The organism is Vibrio sp. F13, assembly GCF_020806305.2.
GTDB classification, from domain to species: domain Bacteria; phylum Pseudomonadota; class Gammaproteobacteria; order Enterobacterales; family Vibrionaceae; genus Vibrio; species Vibrio crassostreae_C.
In genome coordinates this window covers 2,912,470-2,939,439 of sequence record NZ_CP170175.1, presented here as the reverse complement: position 1 = coordinate 2,939,439, position 26,970 = coordinate 2,912,470, and the positions used below count along the sequence as shown (strand labels likewise).

At 44.6% G+C, this 26,970-nt stretch carries 26 protein-coding genes and 1 tRNA gene; 5 read left to right on the top strand and 22 right to left on the bottom strand.

The features are described from left to right. The 3 genes from LMH68_RS13565 to LMH68_RS13555 are packed head-to-tail and all read right to left on the bottom strand — an operon-like array spanning nucleotide 1 to nucleotide 2,955. Complete coding sequence (locus tag LMH68_RS13565) at nucleotides 1-465, bottom strand: GtrA family protein (protein ID WP_017062031.1); 465 nt, start codon at nucleotides 463-465, stop codon at nucleotides 1-3. After that, a complete protein-coding gene (locus LMH68_RS13560; protein ID WP_229647086.1) occupies nucleotides 452-1,939 on the bottom strand; it encodes an ArnT family glycosyltransferase in 1,488 nt (495 codons plus the stop codon). Before LMH68_RS13560 ends, LMH68_RS13565 begins: the two co-directional genes overlap by 14 nt. Beyond that, the gene (locus LMH68_RS13555; protein ID WP_017063526.1) at nucleotides 1,936-2,955 is read right to left on the bottom strand and encodes a glycosyltransferase family 2 protein; all 1,020 of its coding nucleotides are present in this window, start codon (nucleotides 2,953-2,955) and stop codon (nucleotides 1,936-1,938) included. The genes LMH68_RS13560 and LMH68_RS13555 overlap by 4 nt, the downstream gene beginning before the upstream one ends. 125 nt (nucleotides 2,956-3,080) lie before the next feature. On the opposite strand from LMH68_RS13555, the gene LMH68_RS13550 reads away from it, so the two are divergent. The 4 genes from LMH68_RS13550 to LMH68_RS13535 all read left to right on the top strand — a co-directional run bounded on the left by LMH68_RS13550 (nucleotide 3,081) and on the right by LMH68_RS13535 (nucleotide 7,044). After that, nucleotides 3,081-3,758, top strand: coding sequence for a response regulator transcription factor (locus tag LMH68_RS13550; protein ID WP_065585153.1), 678 nt, complete (start codon nucleotides 3,081-3,083; stop codon nucleotides 3,756-3,758). After that, the gene (locus tag LMH68_RS13545) at nucleotides 3,755-5,053 is read left to right on the top strand and encodes a sensor histidine kinase (RefSeq protein WP_229647087.1); all 1,299 of its coding nucleotides are present in this window, start codon (nucleotides 3,755-3,757) and stop codon (nucleotides 5,051-5,053) included. The genes LMH68_RS13550 and LMH68_RS13545 overlap by 4 nt, the downstream gene beginning before the upstream one ends. A 92-nt stretch (nucleotides 5,054-5,145) precedes the next feature. Further along, entirely contained in the window at nucleotides 5,146-6,081 is a 936-nt protein-coding gene (locus LMH68_RS13540) for a pyridoxal-phosphate dependent enzyme (RefSeq protein ID WP_229647088.1), read from the top strand. 225 nt (nucleotides 6,082-6,306) lie between these two features. Further along, nucleotides 6,307-7,044 carry a dienelactone hydrolase family protein gene (locus LMH68_RS13535; RefSeq protein ID WP_050643811.1) on the top strand — a complete coding sequence of 246 codons (738 nt, stop codon included), beginning with the start codon at nucleotides 6,307-6,309 and terminating at the stop codon, nucleotides 7,042-7,044. Nucleotides 7,045-7,119: 75 nt separating this feature from the next. Here LMH68_RS13535 and LMH68_RS13530 read toward each other — a convergent pair whose 3' ends face one another. From LMH68_RS13530 to LMH68_RS13505, 6 genes are all read right to left on the bottom strand, one after another. Further along, a complete protein-coding gene (locus LMH68_RS13530; protein WP_229647089.1) occupies nucleotides 7,120-8,373 on the bottom strand; it encodes a D-amino acid dehydrogenase in 1,254 nt (417 codons plus the stop codon). A 226-nt stretch (nucleotides 8,374-8,599) separates the two neighbouring features. After that, the gene (locus LMH68_RS13525) at nucleotides 8,600-9,526 is read right to left on the bottom strand and encodes a LysR family transcriptional regulator (protein ID WP_017062039.1); all 927 of its coding nucleotides are present in this window, start codon (nucleotides 9,524-9,526) and stop codon (nucleotides 8,600-8,602) included. A 251-nt stretch (nucleotides 9,527-9,777) separates the two neighbouring features. Further along, nucleotides 9,778-10,992, bottom strand: coding sequence for a sodium/glutamate symporter (gene gltS / locus LMH68_RS13520; RefSeq protein WP_229647090.1), 1,215 nt, complete (start codon nucleotides 10,990-10,992; stop codon nucleotides 9,778-9,780). A gap of 254 nt (nucleotides 10,993-11,246) precedes the next feature. Then, nucleotides 11,247-11,337, bottom strand: a tRNA-Ser gene (locus LMH68_RS13515). 180 nt (nucleotides 11,338-11,517) lie between these two features. Beyond that, nucleotides 11,518-11,967 carry an L-alanine exporter AlaE gene (locus tag LMH68_RS13510; RefSeq protein ID WP_017062062.1) on the bottom strand — a complete coding sequence of 150 codons (450 nt, stop codon included), beginning with the start codon at nucleotides 11,965-11,967 and terminating at the stop codon, nucleotides 11,518-11,520. A 248-nt stretch (nucleotides 11,968-12,215) separates the two neighbouring features. Then, nucleotides 12,216-14,669: a hybrid sensor histidine kinase/response regulator gene (locus LMH68_RS13505; RefSeq protein ID WP_229647091.1), complete on the bottom strand. Its 2,454-nt coding sequence runs from the start codon at nucleotides 14,667-14,669 to the stop codon at nucleotides 12,216-12,218. A 171-nt stretch (nucleotides 14,670-14,840) separates the two neighbouring features. On the opposite strand from LMH68_RS13505, the gene LMH68_RS13500 reads away from it, so the two are divergent. After that, complete coding sequence (locus LMH68_RS13500; RefSeq protein ID WP_017062064.1) at nucleotides 14,841-15,410, top strand: UPF0149 family protein; 570 nt, start codon at nucleotides 14,841-14,843, stop codon at nucleotides 15,408-15,410. A 75-nt stretch (nucleotides 15,411-15,485) separates the two neighbouring features. Here the strand turns inward: LMH68_RS13500 and LMH68_RS13495 are convergent, their stop codons facing one another. The 13 genes from LMH68_RS13495 to cydA form a co-directional block, all read right to left on the bottom strand. Further along, nucleotides 15,486-16,517 carry a potassium channel protein gene (locus tag LMH68_RS13495; protein WP_017063519.1) on the bottom strand — a complete coding sequence of 344 codons (1,032 nt, stop codon included), beginning with the start codon at nucleotides 16,515-16,517 and terminating at the stop codon, nucleotides 15,486-15,488. Between the two features lie 175 nt (nucleotides 16,518-16,692). After that, complete coding sequence (gene nadA, locus LMH68_RS13490) at nucleotides 16,693-17,754, bottom strand: quinolinate synthase NadA (protein WP_017062067.1); 1,062 nt, start codon at nucleotides 17,752-17,754, stop codon at nucleotides 16,693-16,695. A 209-nt stretch (nucleotides 17,755-17,963) separates the two neighbouring features. Beyond that, the gene (gene ybgF / locus LMH68_RS13485) at nucleotides 17,964-18,746 is read right to left on the bottom strand and encodes a tol-pal system protein YbgF (protein ID WP_017062068.1); all 783 of its coding nucleotides are present in this window, start codon (nucleotides 18,744-18,746) and stop codon (nucleotides 17,964-17,966) included. Between the two features lie 33 nt (nucleotides 18,747-18,779). Further along, nucleotides 18,780-19,322, bottom strand: a complete 543-nt coding sequence (pal, locus tag LMH68_RS13480) for a peptidoglycan-associated lipoprotein Pal (protein ID WP_017062069.1) — start codon at nucleotides 19,320-19,322, stop codon at nucleotides 18,780-18,782. A gap of 113 nt (nucleotides 19,323-19,435) precedes the next feature. Next, nucleotides 19,436-20,788: a Tol-Pal system beta propeller repeat protein TolB gene (tolB, locus tag LMH68_RS13475; protein WP_017062070.1), complete on the bottom strand. Its 1,353-nt coding sequence runs from the start codon at nucleotides 20,786-20,788 to the stop codon at nucleotides 19,436-19,438. Between the two features lie 12 nt (nucleotides 20,789-20,800). Further along, the gene (tolA, locus tag LMH68_RS13470) at nucleotides 20,801-21,868 is read right to left on the bottom strand and encodes a cell envelope integrity protein TolA (protein WP_017062071.1); all 1,068 of its coding nucleotides are present in this window, start codon (nucleotides 21,866-21,868) and stop codon (nucleotides 20,801-20,803) included. 13 nt (nucleotides 21,869-21,881) lie between these two features. After that, nucleotides 21,882-22,325, bottom strand: coding sequence for a protein TolR (gene tolR, locus LMH68_RS13465; protein WP_004736481.1), 444 nt, complete (start codon nucleotides 22,323-22,325; stop codon nucleotides 21,882-21,884). A gap of 3 nt (nucleotides 22,326-22,328) precedes the next feature. Further along, nucleotides 22,329-23,012: a protein TolQ gene (tolQ, locus tag LMH68_RS13460; RefSeq protein ID WP_004736480.1), complete on the bottom strand. Its 684-nt coding sequence runs from the start codon at nucleotides 23,010-23,012 to the stop codon at nucleotides 22,329-22,331. Next, nucleotides 23,002-23,439: a tol-pal system-associated acyl-CoA thioesterase gene (gene ybgC, locus LMH68_RS13455; RefSeq protein WP_017078182.1), complete on the bottom strand. Its 438-nt coding sequence runs from the start codon at nucleotides 23,437-23,439 to the stop codon at nucleotides 23,002-23,004. The genes tolQ and ybgC overlap by 11 nt, the downstream gene beginning before the upstream one ends. A 172-nt stretch (nucleotides 23,440-23,611) precedes the next feature. Beyond that, the gene (gene ybgE / locus LMH68_RS13450; protein WP_017055065.1) at nucleotides 23,612-23,914 is read right to left on the bottom strand and encodes a cyd operon protein YbgE; all 303 of its coding nucleotides are present in this window, start codon (nucleotides 23,912-23,914) and stop codon (nucleotides 23,612-23,614) included. Further along, nucleotides 23,907-24,014, bottom strand: coding sequence for a cytochrome bd-I oxidase subunit CydX (gene cydX, locus LMH68_RS13445; protein WP_000270284.1), 108 nt, complete (start codon nucleotides 24,012-24,014; stop codon nucleotides 23,907-23,909). The genes ybgE and cydX overlap by 8 nt, the downstream gene beginning before the upstream one ends. 31 nt (nucleotides 24,015-24,045) lie before the next feature. Beyond that, nucleotides 24,046-25,182 (bottom strand): cytochrome d ubiquinol oxidase subunit II, encoded by a 1,137-nt coding sequence (gene cydB / locus LMH68_RS13440; protein ID WP_102383406.1) that lies wholly within the window; start codon nucleotides 25,180-25,182, stop codon nucleotides 24,046-24,048. A gap of 13 nt (nucleotides 25,183-25,195) precedes the next feature. Further along, nucleotides 25,196-26,782 (bottom strand): cytochrome ubiquinol oxidase subunit I, encoded by a 1,587-nt coding sequence (gene cydA / locus LMH68_RS13435; RefSeq protein ID WP_004736475.1) that lies wholly within the window; start codon nucleotides 26,780-26,782, stop codon nucleotides 25,196-25,198. Between the last annotated feature and the right edge of the window lie 188 nt (nucleotides 26,783-26,970).

The window sequence follows — 26,970 nt, the reverse complement described above, 5'->3', positions numbered from 1 at the left end:
CTAACGAGCAAACACCCAATACTGACTAAGCAAATAGTTACTGACCATGCCCACCAAGATGCCAACCGCCATTGCGATAAACACTGCCCCAGTAAATGCAGGCAGCAATTCAGTCATCAACTTAAAGCACAGCAAATTAGGTATCGCCGATATTGATGCAGAGAACATGAACTTTTGCCATTGAATCAGCTTTTCGGACCAATTCCCCTGCCCTTTGAATTCAAAGGTCAACACTCGATTTCCAAACCAGGTTGTCGTTGCTGCAACGATGAAAGAGCCAATTCGAGCACTCATTAACGGCAGCCCAATAACGTAATGCAGCAACGCAAACACGGCACAATCGACAACAAAGCCACCCGACCCCACCATAGCGAATTTAATCATCTTATGATGAGGTTGTAGTTTTTGGTTTAGCACGTCGAACTTGTGGCTAAACAGTCTCGATGACGAGTTAAAATTGAACATCGCCATCACTTCGAATATGGCTCAACGATAGATTTGGTTTGATGTTTTGGCTATGACAACTAAATAGAGCGCGCTTGATCTTCACCGTCGGCTCTAAAATACAGGTCAACGCATTGTCTTTAATCTTGGTTTCCACTTCCGCTCTTTTACCAATCAGATAGAACTTGTCGATACCATCTAACTGTTTAACATCGAGTAACTTTTTCGCTTGTCCATGACTGTAAAACTGCCCGGAGAACGGTCGTTTACCGACATAAAAGCTCGGCGCTTCATCCGTAATCTGTTCGAAGATAATACGGTCACTTTTCTCATTCGCTTTGCCTAAGTTGAGGTAGACCATTGCAATCATTAGCAACACAGGTAGCACTAAAGCCACACTCGAGAACCACTTCTTATCTTTTTCTACTACAAGCATTGCCACCAACAAGCCAAGGGCAGGAATGCCTGGCAACACATAGGCAGGAAGAATATTACCCGCCATAGTGAAAAGAATTAGAGGAGAGACCAACCAACACACAAGGAATGAAAATAACCCATTATGTTCAGCGTTAACTTCTGCGATTTTCTTACGACGAGCAAAAGTCAAAATAGGCAACACAATCGACCACGGCGCAGCTGCTTGAATCCAGAAAACCCAAATCATTCCTCTTGTTTCATCATGGGCTGAACCATAAAGATCCCCTTCCCAACCACTCACAACAAAACGCTTAAAGTGTTCGCCAACAATAAAGTAGTCGATGAAGCCCGGCGTTGCCATTTCAGCCATGATGTACCAAGGTAGAGCAATCGCTAACATCACACCTAAACCAGACAACAATGGGAAACGTTGCCAAAGCGCTTTGAAAGCACCAAAGAAGCCGTGTTGTAATACCAACCAAGGGAAAACTGCGATACCCATGATGACAATCGCTACCGGCCCTTTTGCCAGCAAGCCTAATGCTAAACCAATGAAACCAACATAACCCCAAGACCGATTAGTCTTCGCACTCCCTTCACCCTTCCCCGCTTCTCCTCCTAGCCAACATAGGTAGAAACCCAGCATGGCAATAGTCATCGCTAAGGTTAACGCGATGTCTGTCATCACAGCACCTGCCGCAATAGAGAAAATACCACATGTCGCCAACACTACCGCGGCAACCAACGCACTTTGCCCTGTTCGTTTCGCCATGTAAGCGGTCAACAAAATCGTTGCTACACCCGCTAACCAATGTGGTGCGCGAACGGCAAACTCACTTAAACCAAACAGTTCAATCCCCGCTGCGCTCATCCATGTGAACAACGGTGGTTTACCCCAAAAAGGGATGCCGTAATCAAATTGAGGGGTTAACCAATTGCCAGTTTCTACCATCAAGCGAGCCATTTCACCGTAGCGCGCTTCCGTAGTATCCATTAAAGGGTATGTCGCCAGAGATAAGAGCCTCAGAACCAATGCAAAAGCCAACAAATACCATAGGTGCGTTCGGTTCAGGCTCATGCTGACTCCTCTAATTTAAAATGCGTTTTTAATGCAGGGGTATCGACCACCGATTGGATCAGATACAAAGGACGGTTCTTGGTTTCGATGAAAATACGACCTATGTATTCCCCCATTAAACCAATACTCAGAAGTTGAATGCCGCCAAGGGCAAGTTGAACCACCATCATGGATGGGTAGCCCGTAATAGGCTCACCAAACATCATGGTTTTGAACACGATGAAGACGCCATACACAAAAGCGGTAAGCGCCACTAATCCACCAACGGCCGTCGCAATACGCAGTGGGCGGATAGAAAATGATGTGATGCCATCCATCGCCAATCCGATGAGTTTCAGGTAGTTCCATTTCGTCTCGCCACAGAAGCGAGCATCGCGCTTAAACTGAATCGTTGCTTGTCTAAAACCTGGCCATGAAAAGATGCCTTTCATGTAACGGTTACGTTCAGGCAGTTGGTTGATATGGTCGACAACCTCTCGGCTTAACAATCGGAAATCACCCACATTTTCTGGAACATCGATCTTCGCCGCCACGTTCATGACTTTGTAAAAGCTTGCGGCTGAAAACTTCTTAAACCACGTTTCACCGTCACGTTGGCTACGCTGCATATTGACGACGTCATAACCTTCGCGCCATTTGGCAATCATTTGAGGAATCAGCTCGGGCGGATCTTGTAAATCGGCATCGAGCAAGATCACGGCTTGTCCTCGGCAATGTTCGAGGCCAGCACTCATCGCTGACTCTTTACCAAAGTTACGGCTTAAACCGATCACAGAAATTGAGCTATTGATTGAAGTGAATGAACTCACCAAATTCAAGCTGTTGTCTTTGCTGCCATCATCGACATAAACGATTTCACTGGTGATGGGTAAGCTATCCAGCACCTTAGTTAGGCGAGAATGAAACTCTTCTAACACCTCTTGTTCATCGTAAAATGGCACAATGATCGATAGTGAAACGGCAGGGTTGATCCGTGATGTGGAGACTTTAGGTCGGCTAATATGAAGTTCAGACATAATACGTTCTTCTATTTTTTAATCTGAATCCAATCTACCCCCTCATAAGTGAAAGTTATGTTATTGACATATTTTTCACGCTCACTCAGGATAATGTTACCGTCTATTTCTGTATGAGAATCAAAATGAAACGAGTTCTATTAGTCGAAGATAACCGTGAAATCGCAGGTGTCTTGTTTGATTATTTTGAGTGTATTGGCATGGAACTCGATTATGCGGACAACGGCGAACTCGGCCTGCAACTCGCGTTGGAAAACTCATTTGATATCATCATATTGGATCTGATGTTGCCAAGAATGGACGGCCTCACGGTTTGTAATAAACTGCGAGACCAAGGCAACGCGACACCTATTTTGATGTTGACTGCGTTAGATAGCCGCGATGATATGTTAAAAGGGTTTGAGCATGGTGCCGATGACTATCTAACCAAACCTTTTGATTTGGATATTTTGGAAGCCAGAATGAAAGCGCTTGTTCGTCGTTACCGAGGAAAAGTGGCTTCTTCTAAATTGCAGTTTGATGAACTCACCATCGACCAAAAAACGCGTAAAGCGTACCGTCAAGATAAGTTACTCGCACTCAACCCAACCACTTACACTATCCTTGAGATGTTGTGCCAAAAAGCACCAGAAGTGGTTACTCGCGAAGATATTTCCTACAAACTCTGGGAAGAAGACGAACCCAACAATGACGTGTTGCGCAGTCACATCTATCAATTACGTAACCAACTCGACAAGCCGTTTGATACTCAGATGTTGATTACCGTCCCTAAAGTTGGATTCCGTCTGGAGTCATCGAATTGATTTTAAATGTTCTCACGAGCACCAAAACCCTAACCGGCCGCTTAGCGGTTTTCTTTGGGTTAATGGCCGTGATTGTATCGGCCTTTGTCTATTTAGTCTTTGTTGCCGCACTCTACATGTCAGAAGATCGCGTCGGTGAAAGACGCATCCTGATCGACCGTAACTATGCGGTTGGTTTATTCCAAGCAGGGGAAAGCGGTACGTTAAGAATTGATGACCTGACAATCGCCTACAATGATCTTTCATTGATACCTGCCGAATACCTCAAATACATTAAAGGCAAAGAAAGCTTTGTTGGCGAGGTAGGTGAAGAACCTAACTCTCGCATGGTGTATGTTGGTGAGTATTCTGATAAAGGTCAAACCCACCCAATCGTTCTGCTTTCCGAGATCGACCGCGTCGAGTTTGAGATTTACGAACTGGTTTATGCGACCACCTTTGTACTAACATTACTCTCTATTCTAATTTTTAGCTTTGGTGCTCTGCTCTATCGATTATCTAAACGACTGATTGAACCCTTCAATTCTATTTCCGAACAATTGGAATCCAATAAGCTCAACCTCAATGAAGAATTTAGTGTCAATGACGACGCCGCAGTTGAGTTTCGTCAGCTCACAGATCAACTCAATCAGTACCGAAGAGAAATCAATTCCTTACTCAAACGTGAACAAGCCTTTGCTCGCTACTCAAGTCATGAACTAAGAACACCGTTAACGGTCGCTCGTGGCGCAAATAAATTACTGCTAAGAAGCGAAACCACCGAGTTTCAATCTCGCCAGATTGAGCGCATTGATGAAGCCATTGTTCAGATGTCAGAGATGGTCGATGCCCTACTCGGCCTCGTGCGTTACGAAAGAAACAGTGACGATGCGCCACTGCGATTGTTTAGCCAACAAGAGTTAGAGACTATCGTCTCAAAAAACTCAGCACAGGCGGATGAGAAAGACGTCGACATCTCCATGTACGTTCAATCAGAACCCACAATTCAGGCCACCAGCGCGATAATGAATATGTTGGTCGGAAACTTGTTGAGAAATGCCATTGCAGCGACCAATAGTGGCACCGTAACGGTCACTCTGTCCCAAGAGAGTGTTGTGATTGAAGATCAAGGCGAAGGCCTACAAGAACAGTACAATCCGAATGGGCATGGGTTAGGTTTATTGATTGTCGAGGACTTATGTCAACGCTTCCAATGGGGCTTTGAATTGGTCAATCGCAGCTGTGGTGGATGCACAGCCAAGATCACCTTTCAAGCCGATTCATCCGCGTCAATATCGAACGAAAACTTGATTTAGTTGGTTTACAGCCGCCTCTGGCTACTAGATACTCGTCCGTCCTATTTGATTTAAAAATGCTGGCTCTTGAGTCAGCATTTTGTCTAAGTGCGATGAAACTAAATAATAGCCCTGTAACTCAACATCAATACAACGAGCACACCTTTTTCTTAAAGCGTGACGATCAGCTTCACTCCCACTTTTGCGGCAACAAAGCCAGAAAGTTCATGAAGCTACTGGAAGACGATAGCCCAAACACCACCACTCTAATAAGCTATGGTTCCGCTCAGGCTAACTCCTTGTTCTCACTCGCCGCACTTGCGAAAATCAAAGGCTGGACGCTTGAGTTTTACGTCGACCACCTGCCTCAATGGCTACAAGAACGCCCACTCGGCAACTACCGTGGCGCTATCGATCTCGGGGCTAAGGTTATTTCAGTCAAAGAAACAGGCTCTGAGCTTCATCCACAAGAGTATATTGAGCAAGTAAGACAACCTGACTCACAATGCATTGTGTTACCAGAAGGTGGACGCTCTCAGCTTTCTGAATACGGCGTGAAGCAACTGGCGATTGAAATACTCAGCTGGACGCGTTTCGAAAACAAACACGATTTCGTGGTAGCACTTCCAGCAGGCACAGGCAGCACAGCTCTGTATCTGCATAAGCATTTAAAAATGCACAACATCCCAGTGTTAACTTGCGCTTGTGTTGGCGGCAGTGATTACCTAACACAGCAGTTCAATGAACTCGGCGAAACCGATCACCCGCAGATATTACCACTTAAAGCCAAACACCACTTTGGTAAGCTTTACCAGCAGGACTATCAAACTTGGTTGGATCTGCAAGAACAGACGGATATTGAATTCGACCTGCTCTACGACCCATTGATGTGGCAATGCCTAGAGCAATGGCAAGAAGAGAACCCAACAAAAACCGTCATCTATATCCACCAAGGCGGCATCTTAGGTAATGAGTCGATGTTGCCGCGCTATCAACGTAAGTACCCAGAACTTCGAAGTAGTCACACCGCTGATAACGCTACTTGGTAGTAATCCGTTCTTTTCTACTCTAATACCCCCCGCGTTTCTGCGGACCTGAGAATTTCTCAGCACATCATGAACAGCCATCGCACTCCCTTTCGATGGCTGTTTATCAGTAATCGCCACCTGCTATCCCTGCCATACATTTCAAGTTAGAGACATAAATCTGGCGAGAATCATCGCGTTATCTATACTTTCGATTGGAACGTCAATTGTCATCGAAAGGAATTACGCATGCGAAAACTCACTACGCTCGGCCTGTTTTCAGTTTTACTGCCCTTCTCTGCGATTTCAGGAGAAAACGTCACTTATCAAGTCGATGGGATGGATTACGAAGGTTATTGGAGTGAAGCCAGTGACCAAGCGCCTTTGGTACTGCTAATACACGATTGGGATGGCTTAACCGATTACGAAAAGAAACGTTCTGAGATGCTCAACGAACTCGGTTACAACGTGTTCGCCATCGATCTATTTGGTAAAGGCATTCGCCCGACCGAAGTGAAAGATAAAAAGCAACACACAGGCGAGCTGTATAAAGACAGAGAAAAAATGCGTGCGCTACTTAGCGCGGGAGCAATGGAAGCGAAAAGGCTTGGTGGTAACTTAGATAACAACGTGATGATGGGTTACTGTTTTGGTGGCGCAGCCGTTTTAGAAGCCGCTCGTGCGGGTATCCCATCGAAAGCTTATGTTACCTTCCATGGCGGTTTATCGACACCAAAAGGGCAAGACTACTCTGAGACAAAAGCTCCTGTTGTCGTGTTCCATGGCACAGCTGACGCCATGATCTCAATGGAAGATTTTGGCAGCCTCGCCGCTCAACTTGAAACAACCAAGGTTCCGCATGAAATGATCACCTACAGTGGTGCGCCACATGCCTTTACTGTATTCGGCTCAAACAACTATCAACAAGAAGCTGACCAAAAATCGTGGGATAGATTTACCCATGTGCTAGAAACCACCACCAGATAATCTTCTCCCTCAGAACCCATAACCCCATTCTAAGGCTTAAGAATGGGGTTGTTTAATTATCACTGCATCATCTCACTACAAATAGCGGTGGATACTTAAGTCATCAGTTTTAATATCACTAGCTGAGCCACTGACCACGCTTGCCAAGATCTTTCCTGAGCCACATGCCATTGTCCAACCTAATGTCCCATGTCCAGTATTTGTAAATAGGTTCTTGATAGGCGTCTTTCCTATGATAGGCGTGCCATCTGGCGTCATTGGTCTTAACCCAGTCCAGTATTCGGCTTTAGAAAAGTCCCCCGCTTGTGGGAAAAGATCTTTAATCACCATATCAATCGTGGCTTTGCGTTTTTCTGGAATCAGGTAATTAAAACCCGCAAGCTCGGCCGTACCCGCGATACGAATACGATCATCAAATCGCGTCATCGCTACCTTGTAAGTTTCATCCATCACAGTCGAGGTTGGTGACTTATCTGCATTCACGATCGGCAGTGTTAGCGAATAGCCTTTCACTGGATAAACCGGGATCGACAAATCGACTTGCTTCAACAGTTCTCGAGAATAGCTTCCTGAAGCGACCACGTAAGCATCCGCTTTGAACTCGCCTTGAGTCGTTGTAATACTCTCAATGGTTTGATTCTGATGATTGAGCCTAACCACTTCGGTATTAAACACGAACTGAACGCCGAGTTGCTTGGCTTTTTCGGTCAAGGTTAAACAGAACTGATGACAATCACCGGTTTCATCGTGTGGTAAATACAGGCCGCCCACCAGCTTGTCTTTAACGTCTGCTAAACCAGACTCCACTGACAGACACTGTTCAACATCAAACAGCGAGTGTTCGATTCCACTCTCTGTTAATAGCTTCATATCCTGCTGAATAGCGTCCAATTGTTTTTCGCTTCTGAATACTTGCAAGGTGCCTTTCTGCCGGCCCTCATAAGCCAAATCTTCACTGATTCTTAGATGAGTCAGGCAATCTCGGCTGTAGTTAGCGACTCGTAACATCCGCGATTTATTCTGTGCGTACTTGGCTTCATTACAGTTGGCGAGCATCTTAGTCGCCCAAGACATTAACTCTGGAGAAAGAGAAGGCTTCACTTTAAGTGGCGCATGTTCTTGGGTAAGCCATTTCATCGCTTTCAAAGGGATGCCCGGTGCCGCCCATGGTGATGAATAACCGTAAGAAATTTGCCCGGCATTCGCAAAACTGGTTTCTTTGCCACTGCTATCTTGACGATCGATAACCGTCACCGAGTGGCCCTCTTTCGCCAGATACCAAGCACTGGTCAAGCCAATCACACCGCTGCCAATTACAATTACTTCCATTCTCTTCCCCTAATGCCCGACAAAGCCAAAACCAGCCGAACACAACTGTCAGTGTAAAACTCGTTTCGTTAATGGTTTGTAACTTATTCCGCACGTGTTGACTTAACAATAGAGAGAGCGTTGACAAAAACTCAATTCGACTTAAAAACGAATTCGGCAGTTTGAAAGTGTGATATTGGCGGTATTTGAAAGCTTAGGTAGGAGTCGCTAAGTAAATCAACTAAGCCTAGATATTGTAAGCGTCATGGCTTAAGAAAGTGGCGTTCTCGAGTAAGAAATCCAACAAGGTTTCGGCTTGTAGCGTAAGTGCACGGCCTTTCAAAGATTGAACCTTAACCGTCGCCTTCGATAGCATCTCCAACTCGGTCGCAACCACTTCAATCTGCCCTGACTTTATTTCATCGATCACAGTGAGCTTAGGCATAAAGGTGACGCCCAACCCTGCTGAAACGAAGTTAGTCAGTGCCGTGACTGAGTTAGTTTGAAGTTTTGGCTGCAAGGTAAGATGGGAAATTTGTTCAGCCTGCTTTACTAGCCTCCCCATACCGGTCGAGTTATCGATCAAGGCGAGAGAAGCGTCTTGAATATCTTGCATTACCACTGGTGCTTCTTTCATCGTAAGGAAGTGCCCCTTCGGAGCAATCAATTCGAGCGGATGGCTGCGTTCAACGTGGGAGTGCAGTTTAGGGTGCGGTGCAGACGCATAGGTTATCGCAAAGTCTATCTGTTGATCTTCCAACATCTTGACTGCATCCAATGCCCCAGCGATCTCAATAGAAAGATTGATATCAGGATAACGAGTCATGAAGGTTTGCATCGGTTTTGACACCAAGTTGGTAATAAATCCTTCACCGATAGCAATGCTGACATTGCCTCCTTTGAGGTTTTTAAGCTTAGTTAGTCGAGCAAGTACAGCGGCCTCTCCACGAACAATGGAACGGTAGTAATTCAGCAGTTCATTACCCGCTTCGGTTAACAGTGATTGGCGGTTGTTGCGCTCCCATACTTTCATTTCCGCTTGCGCTTCTAACTGTGTCAACATCCGACTCATCGCGGCAGGGTCAACGTTCATCATCTTAGATGCCTTACGTAACGACCCATATTTTGACAACGCATTTAAATACTCAAGAGCACGGATATTAAAGTGGTGCATTCAACTTCCTTGTAATTCAACTGACACTTAATCAAGCGTCTCACAAATTTGCTGCGAACATATATCCCAATTTATCAAGATCGTAATTGCTCTTACTAACTTGTGCACCGAGTCACTTCAAGACATCACATCAAAGGCTGATATACGTGTTTTAGCTTGCTGTCGATAAAACAAAGGCGACGACTTTCGTCATCGCCTTTGTGGTCATTATCCCGATGTAAACCTCAAGCAGTCAATAACCGGTCACTTCACTACAGACCAACAAAGAAACTGATCACTAGCGCATTAATCAAATCAACAAAGAAACCACACACTAATGGCACCACAATGAATGCTTGTGGGCTTGCGCCATATCGATGAGTTACTGCCGTCATGTTCACAATTGCTGTTGCGGTCGAGCCTAGAGTGATACCACCGAAGCCTGAACATATCACCACAGAATCGTAGTTGCTTCCCATCAAGTAATAAACGACAAACACAGTAAACAACAGGGAAAGCAAGATCTGGATACTCATGACAACAGAGATATAGCCAAACAGTCCATCGAGATCCCAGATACGCAACCCCATCAATGCCATGGTCAAGAACATGCCTAAACAAATATCAGAGATCATCGCTAAGCCTTTGCGGCCTTGAGCGATTTTCTCTTGTGTACGACGTTTCTTAAACAGTGCGCGACCAACGTTTCCGATTAGGATACCTGCGATCAAACAGCTAACGAATAACGGCAGTTTCAAACCCATTGAGTCGATAACTTCACTCAAGCTGTAACCCAGCATCAGTGTTAAGTTAAGAATCAACCATGCCCACAGAACGCCGTAGTGGCTTAGCTCTGTTTTTGTTTCACTCTCTTGGAATGCACCAACCGTAACCTCTTCTTCATTAGAAGGGCTTACTTTGTGTTTATTGAGCAGGTAGTTGGCAATCGGGCCACCAATCACACACGCTGCAATTAAACCAACCGTGTTTGAAGCGACACCAAGTTCGAGCGCGTTAGCAATACCAAACTCTTCCACAAACATTGGCGCCCAAGCTAACGTTGTGCCTACGCCGCCTATCAAGCTAACAGACCCAGATAGCAAGCCTGCTTTCGCATCCATTCCAAAGCCAGAAGCGACTGCCATTCCGACTACGTTTTGCAACACGATAAAAATGGCAGCAAGACACAGTAGGATGAACAACGGTCGCCCGCCTTTAATCAGTGTTTTAATATCCGCTTGGAGCCCGATGCCAGCAAAAAAGTAGAGAAGCAAAAAGTCTCTGACATCTAGGCTAAAAGTGATTTGGATTTCAAAAATATAGTAAAGCGCCGCTACGGTCGCTGCGCAGACAAAGCCACCAATCACAGGCTCTGGCAGTGAATACTTTCTTAATACTTCAGATCGCTCGATCAAACCTTTACCGATAAACAGTAATGAAATCGCGATCGTAAAAGAGAGCATTGGAGAAACTAGGGTTTCTGTCATGAGGTTATGGATTCCTAATAGTTAGATTATTCATAATATTGCGTACTATTAATAATCTAGGTTCACGCCAAAAAATCAAGCGATTATCTATGATAAAAACACCTAATATGGTTAATTCTGCGACGGTATTAATAGAGATTATAACTATAAAGCAATGATTAAAGGAACGGATATTAGGGAGGTATACAGATGAGGTGGGATATAGAGGCTCTAAAACGAGAAAACCCCAGCATTTCTGCTAGGGTTTTGAATAGTGGTGGAAGGATGGGGATTTGAACCCCAGATACGCTATAAACGTATACTCGCTTTCCAGGCGAGCGCCTTAAGCCACTCAGCCATCCTTCCACAAATTGTGTGTTGAGCATGTCACTCAACGAGGCGCTACTTTATTGATTCTGCTTGCTTTGGTCAAGGGGCATTCTCAAAAAAAGTGCCTTTTTCGGTTTGTTCGATTACAAATTGACTCATTAGATCAAAAACAAACCAAATTTCATTCTTTCGCTGCACTTACGCTTGTTGCTTTTCTTAAGCTTGTTGATAGTAGCCAGGAACTCGAAACCATTTACGACACATATCAAGGAAATAGCCGTAAAGTACGCCCATACCGCACGAGATAACTGCATTACTGGTGACAGCCGTAACGATCTGGTCGCCTGAAGCACCCACTGCCAACAAAATACCCGCATACACTGGAGACTGGAATAACACGTATGCCATCAAATCAGACAAGTTTTTCATCAATGAGCTTTCTGAAAGTTTTGCACCATTGCGTAAGAACCAATCACGAAAAACGCCATAAGGCCAAGCGATAGCAATATTTACAGGAATAGATAACGTTCGAGAAGCAAGAGATTGCTCAAACGTCATACCAGAAATAAACACTTCTACGATCATGCCAGAAATAAAACAGAAAACGACCATAGCAAATGTATCCGCAGCTGCGTTTCGAATACAAAATGGACCACGAGACTTCATTGACGACAAACCTAAAATATATCACTGCTTAATTAGTGATTTAGTAACATATAAACAAGGCACATTTGCACCTCACCAGATAATGTCGCTATTAAATCACAAGATTAGTAGTCATACACTCCAAATTAAAAATCAAGTTGTAAATTAACAACCAAAAACCACTTTAAAAGCAGTCACTTTCACCAAAAAATCCAACCAAGGTCAAATATTGGACAGTTCGTCATTTACTTACCGTAATTAAACAACATTTAAGCCATAGGTAGATTTACAGTAATGATATTAATGACATCTTGTGTAGGTGGTGATCCTAAAGCAACCTGCTCTAACGCTTTATCGACTTGTTCAGTAAGTTCCGCGTTGTTCATAGCTTCAACGTGGACACGTAGGCTCTCTAGTGCAAATTGAATCAGTTCTAGGTTGTTGTCTTCTAGCGCCACATACAACGTCACTAACAGCTCTTCAGTGTTATCTTTGTTGCGAAGATCAGGTTTAGGCAGTGACTCGCTTTTACTTTTCGAATCGTGTGGTTTTACGTCTTGGCTTTCGAGCTCATCCGCTTTTACTTCATGGTATTGATAAAGCTTATTTGAATAGCGGAACAAGGCATCATCCAGTTCACGCTCGTCAATCGGCTTAGCAATAATATAATCCACACCTGCCCCCAACATACGCTCACGAGTCTCTTTAAAGACATCAGCCGTACAACCAAACACCAATACCGATGACACATCGCCTATCAAAGCACGAATAGCAGTGGTTGATTCAACGCCATCCATCACAGGCATATGGTTATCCATGAGCACCAAATCAAAGCGCTCAGCAACCACGGCTTGTATCGCAAGTTCACCGTTTTCGACGCTCTTACAGGTAAAGCCTTTACTGCTCATGAAGGCTTCAATGATCACCGTGTTAGTTCGGTTGTCCTCGACGATCAGTACCTTTAAGCCAGAGTAGTCCAACTTCTTATGTGGCAAACTCTCGATTTCTCCTGGCTGACATGGCTGAATCTTCAAGCGAACATCAAAACTCGTGCCTATCCCTTCTTCACTGGTGACGGTAATACTGCCATCCATCAACTGGGCAATTTTCTTCACAATCGCGAGGCCAAGGCCAGTACCGCCAAAACGCCTTGTGGTCGAAGACTCCGCTTGTTCAAACGGTTTAAAAATACGCTTCTGAGCTTCTTTAGAAATACCAATTCCGGTATCACGAACTCGAATGCTCAGATAGGTGTCACTCCCCTCTACAACTTCTTTCAGGTACACCTCAACAAAGCCTCTGGAGGTGAACTTCACCGCGTTGTTCAATAGATTAAACAAAATTTGGCGAAGGCGAGCTTTATCTGAGAAGTACCAACGACCCGAAGTCACCTCAGAGTACACTTTGAATTGAAGCCCTTTCTCGGAAGACAATGTGTAGTAAACACTGTTAATACTGCCGATGATCGAATCAAGCGGGAAACGCGTTTCATCAAGATCCAACCTGCCCTGCTCGATCTTCGAGAAGTCTAAGATCTCGTTGAGTAGAGTCATCATATGATCGCCGGACTCATACAAGCTCTTAAGATGCTTCTCTTGTTCAGAATTTAGAGGCGTTTTTAATAGGATTTGAGCGGTACCCAATACCCCATTCATCGGAGTGCGAATTTCATGTGACAAGGTCGCAAGGAAAGCGGTTTTTGCATTGGTGGATGCCTGAGCTTTAACCTTTTCCGCTTCGAGATAAATGGTCTTTTCGTTGAAGGTTTTAATCAAATGGCCGATTTCGTCATCACTCGAGTAATCCACATCAATGATTTCGCCGGCTTTCGAACTATCAACCTGTGCTGCAATCCTTGTGATTGGACTAATCAAATAACGGTTCAATAAGTAATACCCCGCCATGACACAAAGTAGCAATAGCGGAACAATACCGCCTTCAATGCTCATCACCTGACGAAACACTTCGTCTTCTACTCGTGATTTGGAGTTCACCACATCCACTTGCCAGCCGAAATCACCAAATTGATTGCTACTGATGTAAATGCCTTCAACGAGATTAAAGTTATGCGAAACCAACACTTGGTTAAGCTTATCTCTGAGCGTAATGCCAAGGTTGTATTCTTCGGCGTGGTTCTTGATAAAACCAAGCAGCTCTTCGAGCGAGAGATCCACCGTGGCAACACCGGCAAAAGTACCGTCGTAATAATAAGGGGAAGACGCCGTAATCATTCGAACGTGTGTGTATGGATCGATATACACATCGCTCCAAGAGATCGTGCCTTGTTTTTGGTTGACGACAGAGGTGTACCAATACTCTTCTTGATAAGGGGCATTTTGGGGGTTGTTGTAAGAATATATCTGGTCGATTATTCCATCGTCGGCTTTATTAAAAAAGTAACTGTTGAGAAGCTTTTTAGAATCAAGCGCATAAGGTTCGGGCCAAATACCGGCACTGACAATCGTATCGTCGCTCGCCGCCAACATGGACTTAAAGAGCGGAATAACATCATCACCGTTACGATGCGCTTGAGCAAACCCAACGAGACTGTCTACGAAGCCTCGAGAACTACTGAGTGGCTCTGTAATCAATGCGGATAACAGTTGCGTACGCAAGTCGAGGTTTTGTTGTAATTTGACGCGCACAGGGGATTCTACGACGTAATACGTCACACTACCGACAATGGCAATAAACATCGCAAGGTATAATCCAAGCGCTACCATGCTTTTTTTCTTTAAAGACGACCGTATCTGCATAATTCTTTTATTGTTTTCTTTTCTGTTAAACCTAGTGTTTATCATCCATGACATCAAGCCTTTTTAGATTGAAGCTTGATTGGCACAAGTTCATTGGTACTATAAGCGCAAATATGTTCCCTTTTACGGTACCTCACTTTGACTTTACAAGATATTCTTGCGCTTCCAGAGTTGGAAGGAAAGCTAATCACAGAACACAAAACAATGGGCTTTGTTACTGCAATGGCAGCGGCACCGAATGTGTTAACCCCGCATGAGTGGCTACCGTTCTTATGGGGTGGCGAAGAAGTCGCACCTTTTACGGATGGTGAACAGCTAGAAAGCTACATTGAAGTTATCATCGAGCTTTGGAATAAAACCCGCCCAGAACTGATTGAAGGGACTTGGGTTTGGCCTGAAGCTTGTCAATTAGACGACGAAGAAGTGGTGAACACTGCCGCTCGTGATTTTTGTGAAGGCTTGCTTCAAGGCTGGCAGATTGCTCGCGACGATTGGGAAACACTAATGCCTGAAGAGAGCGAAGATAACGCACTCGTTGGCGGTGTCCTGCTGTCACTGAGCATGCTTTACGATCCAGAAACGTCAATTGCTACGCTTGCAGAGCAAGGCATCGAAGGCCTAGAGCAGTTCGAAGAGATCTTTAACGCTGTTCCTGTGATGCTTTGCGGACTAACGCAGCGTGGCATTGCACTGGCTGAAGCTCAATAACAGTTAGCTTTATACAAGCCAAAAGGCCTCATTATGAGGCCTTTTTTAGTTTTCAGACGAAATAAAATAGTCGCTTTAGAAGCCTTTCCAATCGAAGTCATCAATTCGCTCATCAGCAATATAAAACAGCTTAGTGCCACTGCTGACCACTTGATCTAACTCTGGGTTGAGTTCAATACCGCTCCCCGTATCAATGGCGATCAGAGTTGCTTGATACTTCTCTTTAAACACTGAGAAAATAGGCGCGACGGTGACAGACTCAGCGTCTTCAGGGAAATACGTTGAATACTGTGTCATGCCTCTTGTTGAGCTCAATAATTCTTGGTGAAGCGCACTGGAACCTGGGTCTACCGCAGCCTTTGCTAGCATCTCAGCACCCACCGCTGGAATACATTCTGAGTTAGGGCAATGCTTGTGTAACAAATCGCTCAGCGCTTCATCTTTAAAGTAAACAAGAAGGTGCGCTTTAGGGTTTCGGTTGGCACAGTAAAGCGCCGCAGATAACGTAATGTCGTCTTCTGGGTTATCAATCAGGATGCAACTTGCAGACTCAATGCCCGTTTTCTCCATCTCTTTGCCATCGGTGTAGCTGTTTACTTTGACGAAATTGATTTCACCGGGTAACGGGTTCTCGATATCTGAACGCGTACATAGCACGATTGGTCGTTTACCCGTTTCTTCGTGTTGTAGCATGCGGATGAGATGAATGGTTCTTTGCTCATTCCACCCCAACATCAAAATGTGGTTGTCCACTCTAACTCTCCTTTTTCCTAGCAAGCCCGCTCGCCAATATTCAACACCTTCTGTCGCCACTTTACCGAGCAACGCGGCAAAAAGGCTCAACCCGCCTGGAATCACAAATAGAATAACGATCCACTGCCCCGCTACCGTGGTCGGTGATAAATCACCATAACCAACCGTAGAAGCCGTCACCACCAAGTAGTAAGCGAATACGGTAACCGAACTGGTTAAATCTGTTTCACCCGCCAAATACAGCATCGACCACGATAAAGCGATGTAGCCAAGAAAAGTGAACAGTAAGTTTTTGCCATTCAAAACAAAGATGTTTGCTTTGATCCAGCGTTTGAGTTGTAACCAGATTATCATTCGAGCCTCTAATCTTTTCCTCTTACTTACATGCTAGAAAAAATACGCGATATCAACAAGATGTATCATCAGAAAAAGATACATGACCACAAGATTGATATTGGCGGCCTATACGCAGATACAAAAAAACCAGCACTATTGGCTGGTTTTTTTATTGGTTAGATAAAAGAACGACTTACGCGTTACCTTTTACCTGCACATTTAACTGCTCTGCAAAATCTAGCATGCGGTTCAATGGAATAAGAGACTTCACGCGTAATTCGTCAGAAACGAAGATTTCGTGTTGCTCACCACCATTCTCAAGCGCGTTTTCAATCGCTTCAAGGCCGTTCATTGCCATCCAAGGACAGTGTGCGCAGCTACGACACGTTGCACCAGCACCCGCTGTCGGCGCTTCAATCAGCTCTTTTTCAGGAACCAATTGCTGCATCTTGAAGAAGATGCCTTTGTCTGTCGCAACAATCATCTGTGGATGAGGCAGCTCTTTTGCTTTCTTGATCAGTTGGCTTGTTGAGCCTACAGCGTCAGCCAGTTCAACCACGCTTGCTGGTGATTCTGGGTGAACCAAGATAGCCGCTTCTGGGTATACCGATTTCATTTTCTTCAAAGCATCAGCTGAGAACTCATCATGAACGATACACTCACCTTGCCAAAGCAACATGTCAGCGCCAGTTTGATTTGCGATGTAAGAACCTAGGTGACGGTCTGGCCCCCAAATAATGGGTTTGCCTTCAGCGTCTAGGCTTTCAACGATTTCTAAAGCGATGCTCGACGTAACTACCCAGTCTGCACGAGCTTTAACAGCTGCAGAGGTGTTCGCGTATACAACCACAGTGTGGTCAGGGTGAGCATCACAAAATTCTGTAAATTTGTCAGCTGGGCAGCCAAGATCAAGCGAACATTCAGCTTCAAGTGTTGGCATTAAAATGCGTTTTTCAGGAGTAAGAATCTTTGCAGACTCACCCATGAAACGAACACCAGCGATGATCAAAGTGCTTGCTGAGTGACGGTTACCGAACTTAGCCATCTCTAATGAATCGCCAACGAAACCACCAGTTTCTTCTGCCAGAGCCTGAATTTCAGGATCGGTGTAGTAGTGTGCAATTAGAACTGCATCTTTTTCTTGAAGTAGTTTTTTGATGTTTGCGATGTGGGCCTGTTTCTGAGCGTCGCTCAATGGAACTGGCTTAGGCGGAAACGGGTAAACTGTATCGATTTTATCTAGTATATGACTCATTGCTCTTGCTCTACGCAACTTCTTCCGAGAATCCGAGTATTCTACACAGGACAGCGATTGGGATCAAAAAGGATTGGTTGCAAGCGGTGACTAGCTAATGCTTAAAACGCATAAACAAGGCGATGTGTTGTCATCACTAGCAAGAGAAGTAAACACTAAACGGAAGTGAACAGGTATAAAAAAGAGGCGCCTAAGCACCCCTATTTTGGTTATAAGTGGGTTTTGGCCACTTTAGCCGAAGCACTGTTTGGGTGCTCGGTTACGACTTGTTGGTAATATTTCTTAGCTTGCGTCGCGTTGTTGTTGCGCGCTGCTATGTCACCAAGCTTAACCAGTGCATCTGCTCGCTTGTTTGAGTCTTTGTACGACACAACAGCAGCGAAGCTCTTCACGGCTTCTTTATCTTGCTTCTTAGCGAAATAAAGCTGACCTAACCAGTAATGTGAGTTAGGTGTGAAGGTAGAATCTGGGAAGTCTTTTTGAAACTTTTGGAATGCAGCGATAGCACCCGTGTAGTCTCGTTGCTTTAGAATCATATCTACAGCATTTTGATAAGCAGTTTGCTCATCCACATCAGTACTGAACGTACCAGAAGCGTCTTTAGAGCCTTCGCTCGCCGCCACTGCTACCGTTGCTGTTCCTGCTGCTTTCACCTCGCCTCTTACGCGATCCAGTTCAATGAACAGTTCACGCTGACGCTCTAGCATTTGCTTCATATCGTAGCTGTTTCGTTCCAGATCACCACGAAGTTCACTGATCTCCAGTGCCATGTCGTCGATTTGCTGTTGCATTTGAAGCTGAACGAGATTGCGATTTTGAAGCAGGCGCTCTAAACGCTCAATATCTGATTCGTTAGATGCTGATCGAGAGGAAGATGATGAATTGGTTGCGGTGCTATTGAGATCGGATACTGGAGCTGGTGCAGCGAACGCGGTGTTCGCTGCACTTGCCAGTAACGAAAGCAAAATGACTCGCTTTGTGTTACTGAACATGAGGCAATTCCTCAATTATATAGTCTACTAAAATTAGTAAACTAGTACTGCGCGACGGTTTTTAGCGTACACATCTTCAGATTGACCTAGAAGAAGTGGCTTCTCTTCACCGTAGCTTACGATAGAGATTTGGTCAGCTTGAACACCTAGAGCTTGTAGGTATTTCGCTACAGCTTGTGCACGACGCTCGCCAAGTGCGATGTTGTACTCAGGAGTACCGCGCTCATCAGCGTGACCTTCGATAGTAACGTTCATGTCAACGTTCTTAACTAGGTATGCTGCGTGAGCTGCTAGCATTTCTTCGTAATCGCCAGCGATAGTAGAGTTATCGAATGCGAAGTAGATTGTTTGAGTTTCACGTAGCGCTTGCTCTTTAAGCTCTTGCTCAGACAGTTGACCGTTAGCGTCAATTGGCGTTACAACAGTTGTGTCTACATTGCCTTCTGAACCTGAAGTTGTTTGGTTGCTTTCAGTACCAGATGTTGCAGATGTTGCTTCATCAGTTGAGCTACATGCCGTTACTGCCATCACTGGTAGTGCAATCATCAAGCCTTTAAGAACTTTGTTAAGTTGCATCTTTTTTTCCTTACGTTATCAAACTTAGTTTCTACAGCGACTAAGAGTGCTATAGATAGTTAAATGCCACAATAGTTAACACTATCAATAGCTAAAAGAATATGTAATTTTCCCTAGAGGAACGGTGACCATGCAGGCGCTCTTACGCGTCCGTTAGTTGCCGGTAATCTAGCTTTAAAACGTCCATCGATAGAAACCATCGATAGTACATTTGTTTTGTTGTAAATAGAGCTATAGATAACCATACCTCCATTCGGTGCAATACTTGGAGACTCATCTAACAATGTTTTTGTTAGTACCTGAACCGCACCGGTTTCCAAATCTTGCTTAGCCAAGTTAAAACCTGAGTTGCTGCGATTCACCATGATCATGAATCGACCATCAGGAGTGATCTGGCCACCTAAGTTTTGGCTACCTTGCCAAGTAATACGAGAAGTCGAATTATTGGACAAATTTACATTATAAATCTGTGGTTTACCACCACGATCCGATGTGAAAATAAGAGACTTGCCATCTGGGTGCCAGAATGGTTCAGTATTATTCGAACGGCCGCGGGTAATTTGAGTCAGCTTACGGCTAGCAAGGTCAAGTGTGTACACCTGAAGGCTGCCCGTTTTCGACAATACCAATGCCAATGTTTTACCATCTGGCGAGAATCTTGGCGCACCATTGTGACGAGGGTATGACGTCACTTTTTCACGTTCACCCGTGTAAATATTCATGATGAATATTTCAGCTTGGCCATTCTGGAAGCTCACATAAGCTAGCTTTTTGCCGTCTGGTGACCATGCTGGAGACATGAGAGGCTGCTTAGAACGAAGTACTAAACGCTCGTTAAAGCCATCGTAGTCAGCAACACGAAGTTGATACGGGTACTTGTCTTTATCGTTCACTACCACGTAAGAGATACGAGTTAAGAACGCGCCTTTCTCACCAGTTAGCTCTTCATACACTAGGTCTGAGATACGGTGTGCGTACTCTCTCAAGCGATTACCAGGAACCGTAGCCTTCTTATTGAATAGAACGTGATCTTTAGAAAGCACTAATTGGCCTTCATCACTCAGCGCACGACTTTGTCCTTTGGTCAGTTGACCACGAACAATGTCGATCAATTGGTAATTCACCACATACTGCCCTTCGGCATTTTTAGTGATACTACCGGTAAGCAATGAGTCAACACCTAGGTTAGTCCAAGCATCAAAGTTAACCTCAGTTTCGCTGTAAGGCGTTTGAGGCATTTTGCTTGTCGCAACTGGGCTGAATTTACCACTGCGCTGTAAGTCAGAAGCGATAACCGCTGATACATCGTGTGGCAATGGCTCTGAGCCTTCCCAACGGAAAGGTACAATAGCTATAGGTCTTGCAGAGTTAATACCGTCTGTAATAACCAGCTCCAGCGCTGCATGTGCAAACTGGCTGCTTGTAGCTATTAAGAAAACAAAACTCAGTAATAGTTTCTTTAACACAAGTTCGTCCTTTTACTCTGGTGATACAGTTAAGTTAATGTCTTTCAGTGAGTTCACAATGTCTGGGTCTTTAGGCAACGGGTAAGATTGTACTTGTGCCACCGCACGCTTGGTTGCTGCACATAAACGGCTATCGCCATCTAAGATACTCAAACTACCCAATATCGCGTTAGAGCCCGTTGGAATCAGCTTAAGGTTCACTCGACATGAGCGTCCTCGATAGCTGTCTTCTAACAACAGGTTCTGTTGAATCAGTTGGGTATAGATAGCCCCGTAACGTTGCGCTTCATCAGTGATAAATTGTTGTCTTGCTGAAGAGTTTTGAGTCGCTTCCGTTTCAAGCCCAGCAAAGATATCGTTCAATGCGGCTTCTTGTTGTTTACGCTCTTTTTCTGCTTTTGCTGCAGCTTCTTTTGCCTTACGGGCTTTCTCTGCTGCGGCTGCCGCTTCTTTCTCTTTCGCTATGCGTTGCTTTTCCGCGAGTTCAGCGGCTTCTTTCTCTTTACGAGCTTTGTCTGCTGCCTCTTTCGCTGCTTTTTCTTTTGCCACGCGTTCTTGTTCAGCTTTTGCGATTGCCGCTTCTTTGGCTTTACGCTCGTTCTCGGCTTTCACTAACGCAGCTTCTTTTAGCTTACGGTCAGCTTCGGCTTTAGCGGCTTTCTTTTGCTCTTGCTGTAAACGCGCTTCTTCAGCTTTGCGTTGTTTCTCTTTCTCAACTCGACGCTTTTCAGCTTCACGAGTTGCTTTAGCTTCTTTCGCTTGCTGTTCTTTTAGCTTGCGAATATTTTCTTCTTCAGCTTTACGATTCTTTTCAAGTCGTTCGCTTTCACGTCTGAGTTTGTCAAGACGCTCTTGCTCTTTCTTGCTTGCCGCTTCTCTTTGTTGACGAATCTGTTGAGCTTGCTGGCGAACCAACTGAGGATCAATCACCACTGCTTGAACCATCTGCCCTGTAGGCTTTGGCTCTGACATCGTGAAATCCGCCCCCCAAATAAGCGCAACGAATAAGATGACGTGCAGCCCAAGAGAGATAAGAAGCGGTGATCTAAAATTATTGGATTTCTTATTATTCGCTTTCATGAATGCTACGGAGCTATTCCCTTATATCCGTTAATAGGCCAACCTTTGGCACACCTGCACGGCTTAATTCATCAAGTAATAAAACCACTTCAGCGTAAGGCGTTGCGGCATCACCACCAACCGCCACTGGAGAGTTTGGCTTAAGGGACAGCTCAGCTTTCACTCGGACGATAATGTCTTCCATCGATAAACCACGCTGTACTTCTTCGTTGTTCACACTCAAACCAAGCTCACCGTCTTTGTTCACTTCAACGATAATAAAGCTCGCATTGTCGTCACCCAATAGATCTTGTGCAGACTGAGCCGTTGAAGCCTTAGGCAATTCAACGTCTACGCCTTGAGTAACGAATGGCGAAGTCACCATAAAAATAATCAGCAAAACAAGCATAACGTCGATGTAAGGTACAACGTTAATCTCTGCTGTCATTTTGCGTTTTTTAGGTTGGTATCCGGCCATCTATTATTCCCTGCCAGCCATCGCTTGACGGTGAAGAATACTGTGGAACTCTTCAGAGAAAGTCGCATAGTTGTGTTCTAGCTTACCGACTCGACTGCTAAAGCGGTTGTAAGCCATAACAGCAGGAATTGCTGCAAATAGGCCCATTGCTGTCGCGATCAGTGCCTCTGCAATACCAGGAGCAACCATTGCTAATGTCGCTTGCTTCACTTCACCTAATGCGATGAACGAGTGCATGATGCCCCATACCGTACCAAATAGGCCGATGTATGGACTAATAGAACCGACCGTTGCTAGGAAAGGTAAGTTGGTTTCTAGCTCGTCTACTTCACGGGCAACCGCTACGCGCATTGCACGGCCAGTGCCTTCCATAATGAAGTCAGGAGATGTTGCATTCGATTTACGAAGGCGAGCGAACTCAGTAAAGCCTGCGTAGAAAATTTCTTCAGTACCAGAAAGCTCGTCTTTGCGCTTATTGCTCTCTTGGTACAGTTTTGCGAGATCAACGCCTGACCAGAACTTATCTTCAAATACGTCAGTTTGTTTAGAAGCTTGAGATAATACTTTACTTCTTTTTATGATCATTGCCCAAGAAACAACAGACATGCCCATAAGAATCAGCATGACCATCTTAACTAGTAAGCTAGCTTCTAATATTAGGCCTAAGATTGAGATTTCAGCAGTCACTATTCGTTAGCTCCGTGAGAATAAATGTTGGCATTGCTTTGGGTTTCATTTTTTGATTATCGATACATGCTACCTTAACCATTGCTTTACACAATGCCTTGCCATCAGGATTTACGATCTCTTGACAGAAGACCAAGGTAGCTCGCTTCAACTCGTAAATATTTGTAATGACTTGTAAAGAATCATCAAGTCGCGCACCTTGAATAAAATCAATGTCCATATGTCGGACTACGAAACCGATATTTTGTTCTAACAAGACTTGCTGAGAGACGCCAATTGAGCGCAACATCTCAGTTCGAGCGCGTTCGAAAAACTTAAGATAGTTTGAATGGTATACAACACCACCTGCATCGGTGTCTTCGTAATACACTGTCACTGGCCACGTAAATGGCTTAGATATTCCCTGCAATTTGATACCACAATCCAAAACGATAAAGATCTCACTATAACCTAACTCCTTATCATTAATAGTATATCGCTGTGAATTTTTTGATTTAATAGACGAAAAAAAAGGCCATCTGTATAAGATGACCTCTTTTTGGCTAAAAACCCAACAAGTATAAAGGTTCACGTCGTTATGAACCTAAATCTTCTGCCTTTTATAAAAGGCGCAACACCGTTAGGTAGAGCAAAATTGTGAGTGAAACGTATGGGCTAAACAGTAGCTGCCACATCCAAGCTCTAGGCTTAAATCCGATACCGTAAACCATGCTTGAGCACACTGCCCAAATGAACATTGGCCCGATAATCGCGTTAAAGCCACCTATGCTTGTCGCATACGCTTCAGGATCCCACATCACTAAACCAACATGCATGAAACCCAATACGAGGGATAAAGCTCTTAACAGAGTCTTATCCATTGGTTGATGCAGTTTAGCGATTTGCTCCGCGAGATTACTCACTGTCTTTATCCATCATTTCTGAATGCTCTAACCATAGAGCATTGATGATGCCGAATGCACATGCTAGAAGTACACCCAAAATCCATGCGAAATACCACATAAAATTTCTCCTAAGTTATTTAACTTCTAGCTTAGTAAGCTGAAACGTCGTTATCTTCGATGTGTTTCTTATCTAGACGACCGAACATTTTGTAGTATGTCCAAGTTGTGTAGCCAAGAATCACAGGAACCATTACCGCCGCAACTCCGGTCATAAGACCAAGCGTTAGCTCACTCGCTGTTGAATCCCACATAGTCAAACTATGGCTAGGGTTCAGACTTGATGGCATTACGAATGGGAACATTGCAAAACCAGCCGTTAAAATAACACCAGCGTTAGACAGGCTTGAGAACAAGAATGCGAAACCACCACGCTCAAAGCGAGATGCAATCACAGCAAGCAGTGGCATTGCTACACCAAGAATCGGCGCAGCCCACATTGCTGGATACGTTTCGAAGTTTGTCATCCAAGCACCAACTTGAAGTGATACTTCTTTGTTTAGTGGGTTTGAATCAGCAAACGTGTCCATCGTGCTAGTGATTACGTAGCCTTCAATAGACTGAACCCAGAAGCCACCAATAATGAACAGAGCAATAGCAATTAGGCCAGTGATCTGAGCAACGTTACGAGCGCGACTGTGCAGTTCTTCTGTTGTCTTCATTTGAAGCCATGTTGCACCTTGCATCACGAACAACATCAGAGCCAACACACCGCAAAGCAATGCAAATGGGTTAAGCAGAGCGAAGAACGTACCATGGTACTTAGACATCATAAATTCGTTCAGTTCAAATGGAACACCTTGTAGTAGGTTACCAAATGCCACACCGAAAATGATTGGTGGTACTGTGCCACTAAAGCAAAGTGCGTAGTCCCAAGTTTTACGCCATTTTGGATCTTCAATCTTAGAGCGGTAATCAAGAGCGAGTGGTCGTAACCAAAGCGCTGCTAACGTCGCGTACATTGCGAAATAGAAACCAGAAAACGACGTTGCGTAAACCAGTGGCCATGCAGCAAACAATGCACCACCCGCAGTGATAAGCCAAACTTGGTTACCATCCCAGTGAGGGGCAATCGTGTTTAGCATAATACGACGTTCAGTGTCGCTCTTACCGATAACAGGTGAAAGAGCTGCAACACCCATATCGAAGCCATCAGTTACGGCGAAACCAACCAGTAGAACACCGATCAATACCCACCAAATAAGTCGTAAGCTTTCGTAATCAAACATAATATTCCCTCACTTATACTTCGACTGAACGGCTAACTTTGTCTTCAACAGAGTTATCGTTTTGTTCGAAGTGGTAACGGCCTGTCTTTAAGCTACTTGGACCTTTACGTGCGAATTTCAGCATTAGGTAAACTTCAGCAATCAAGAACACTGTGTACAGTGCAAGAATCGCGAATAGAGAAGTCCAAAGCTGTTCAATAGTCAGTGCTGATGCTGCAACGTTAACCGGTAGGATTTCACCAACCGCCCATGGCTGACGACCAAACTCAGCAACGAACCAACCTGCTTCAATCGCAATCCAAGGAAGTGGGATTGAGAATAGCGCCGCTTTAAGTACCCATGGTTTTTGTTCGATCTTCTGACGACACGTTTGAACAAACGCCGCACCGAATACAAACAGCATGATGAAGCCACAAGCAACCATCAGACGGAATGACCAGAATAGAGGCCAAACTGTTGGGATAGAATCATCCGCAGCCATTTGGATTTGGTCTTCTGTTGCGTCAACAACGTCGTCTGTGTAGCGCTTAAGAAGCAGACCGTAACCTAGGTCACCTTTCACTTCGTCGAACGCTGCGATGTTTTCTTCAGACTTATCGCCTGAACGTAGCTTTTCAAGTAGCTCGTATGCGTACATACCAGTACGGATACGATCAACGTGATCATCACGTAAGTCACGTAGGCCCGTTACTTCAGTATCAAGCGAACGCGTTGCGATGATGCCCATTACGTATGGGATTTTAATTGCGTAGTCAGTATTCATTGTTTCTTGGTTTGGAATACCAAAAACAGTAAATGCGGCTGGTGCTTCTTCAGTGTGCCACTCGGCTTCTACCGCAGCGAGCTTCACTTTTTGAACTTCACCAAGCTCGTAACCAGATTCATCGCCTAGTACGATTACTGACAAGATCGCCGCCATACCGAAAGATGCTGCAATCGCAAAAGAACGACGAGCAAAGGCAAGGTCACGACCTTTAAGAATGTAGTATGAGCTGATACCAAGGATGAACATTGCACCCGTAGTGTAACCAGACGCTACTGTGTGTACGAATTTAACCTGCGCTACTGGATTTAGGACAACTTCAGCGAAGCTCACCATTTCCATACGCATGGTTTCAAAGTTAAATTCCGCACCCACTGGGTTTTGCATCCAGCCGTTCGCTACCAAGATCCAAAGCGCTGAGAAGTTAGAGCCAAGAGCTACTAACCACGTTACCGCTAAGTGCTGACGCTTCGACAATCTGTCCCAACCGAAGAAGAAAAGACCAACAAAAGTAGACTCTAGGAAGAATGCAACAAGCGCTTCGATAGCCAGCGGAGCACCAAAGATGTCGCCAACATAGTGAGAATAGTAAGACCAGTTAGTACCGAACTGGAACTCCATGGTTAAGCCTGTCGCTACACCAAGAGCAAAGTTAATACCAAACAATTTACCCCAGAACTTAGTCATGTCCTTGTAAATTTGCTTGCCAGTCATTACATAAACTGACTCCATAATGGCAAGTAGAAATGCCATACCTAAAGTCAGTGGAACAAATAGGAAGTGATACATCGCTGTAAATGCAAATTGCAATCGCGACAGATCAACAACATCAATCATGGTAACTCCTTTGTGTCGGCTGAATGACACTTGTGTGATTATTCACCGCAAAAATCCATGTTAAAACAATTTGTGTAATTGTTATTACAAATTGAAATTTGTAGCAAAAACGTACCGTTATAGTTAGATTATTGTTAAGCATGAGCTAATATAGCTGGCGCTAATATTACTGGTAAAATCAGTATGTT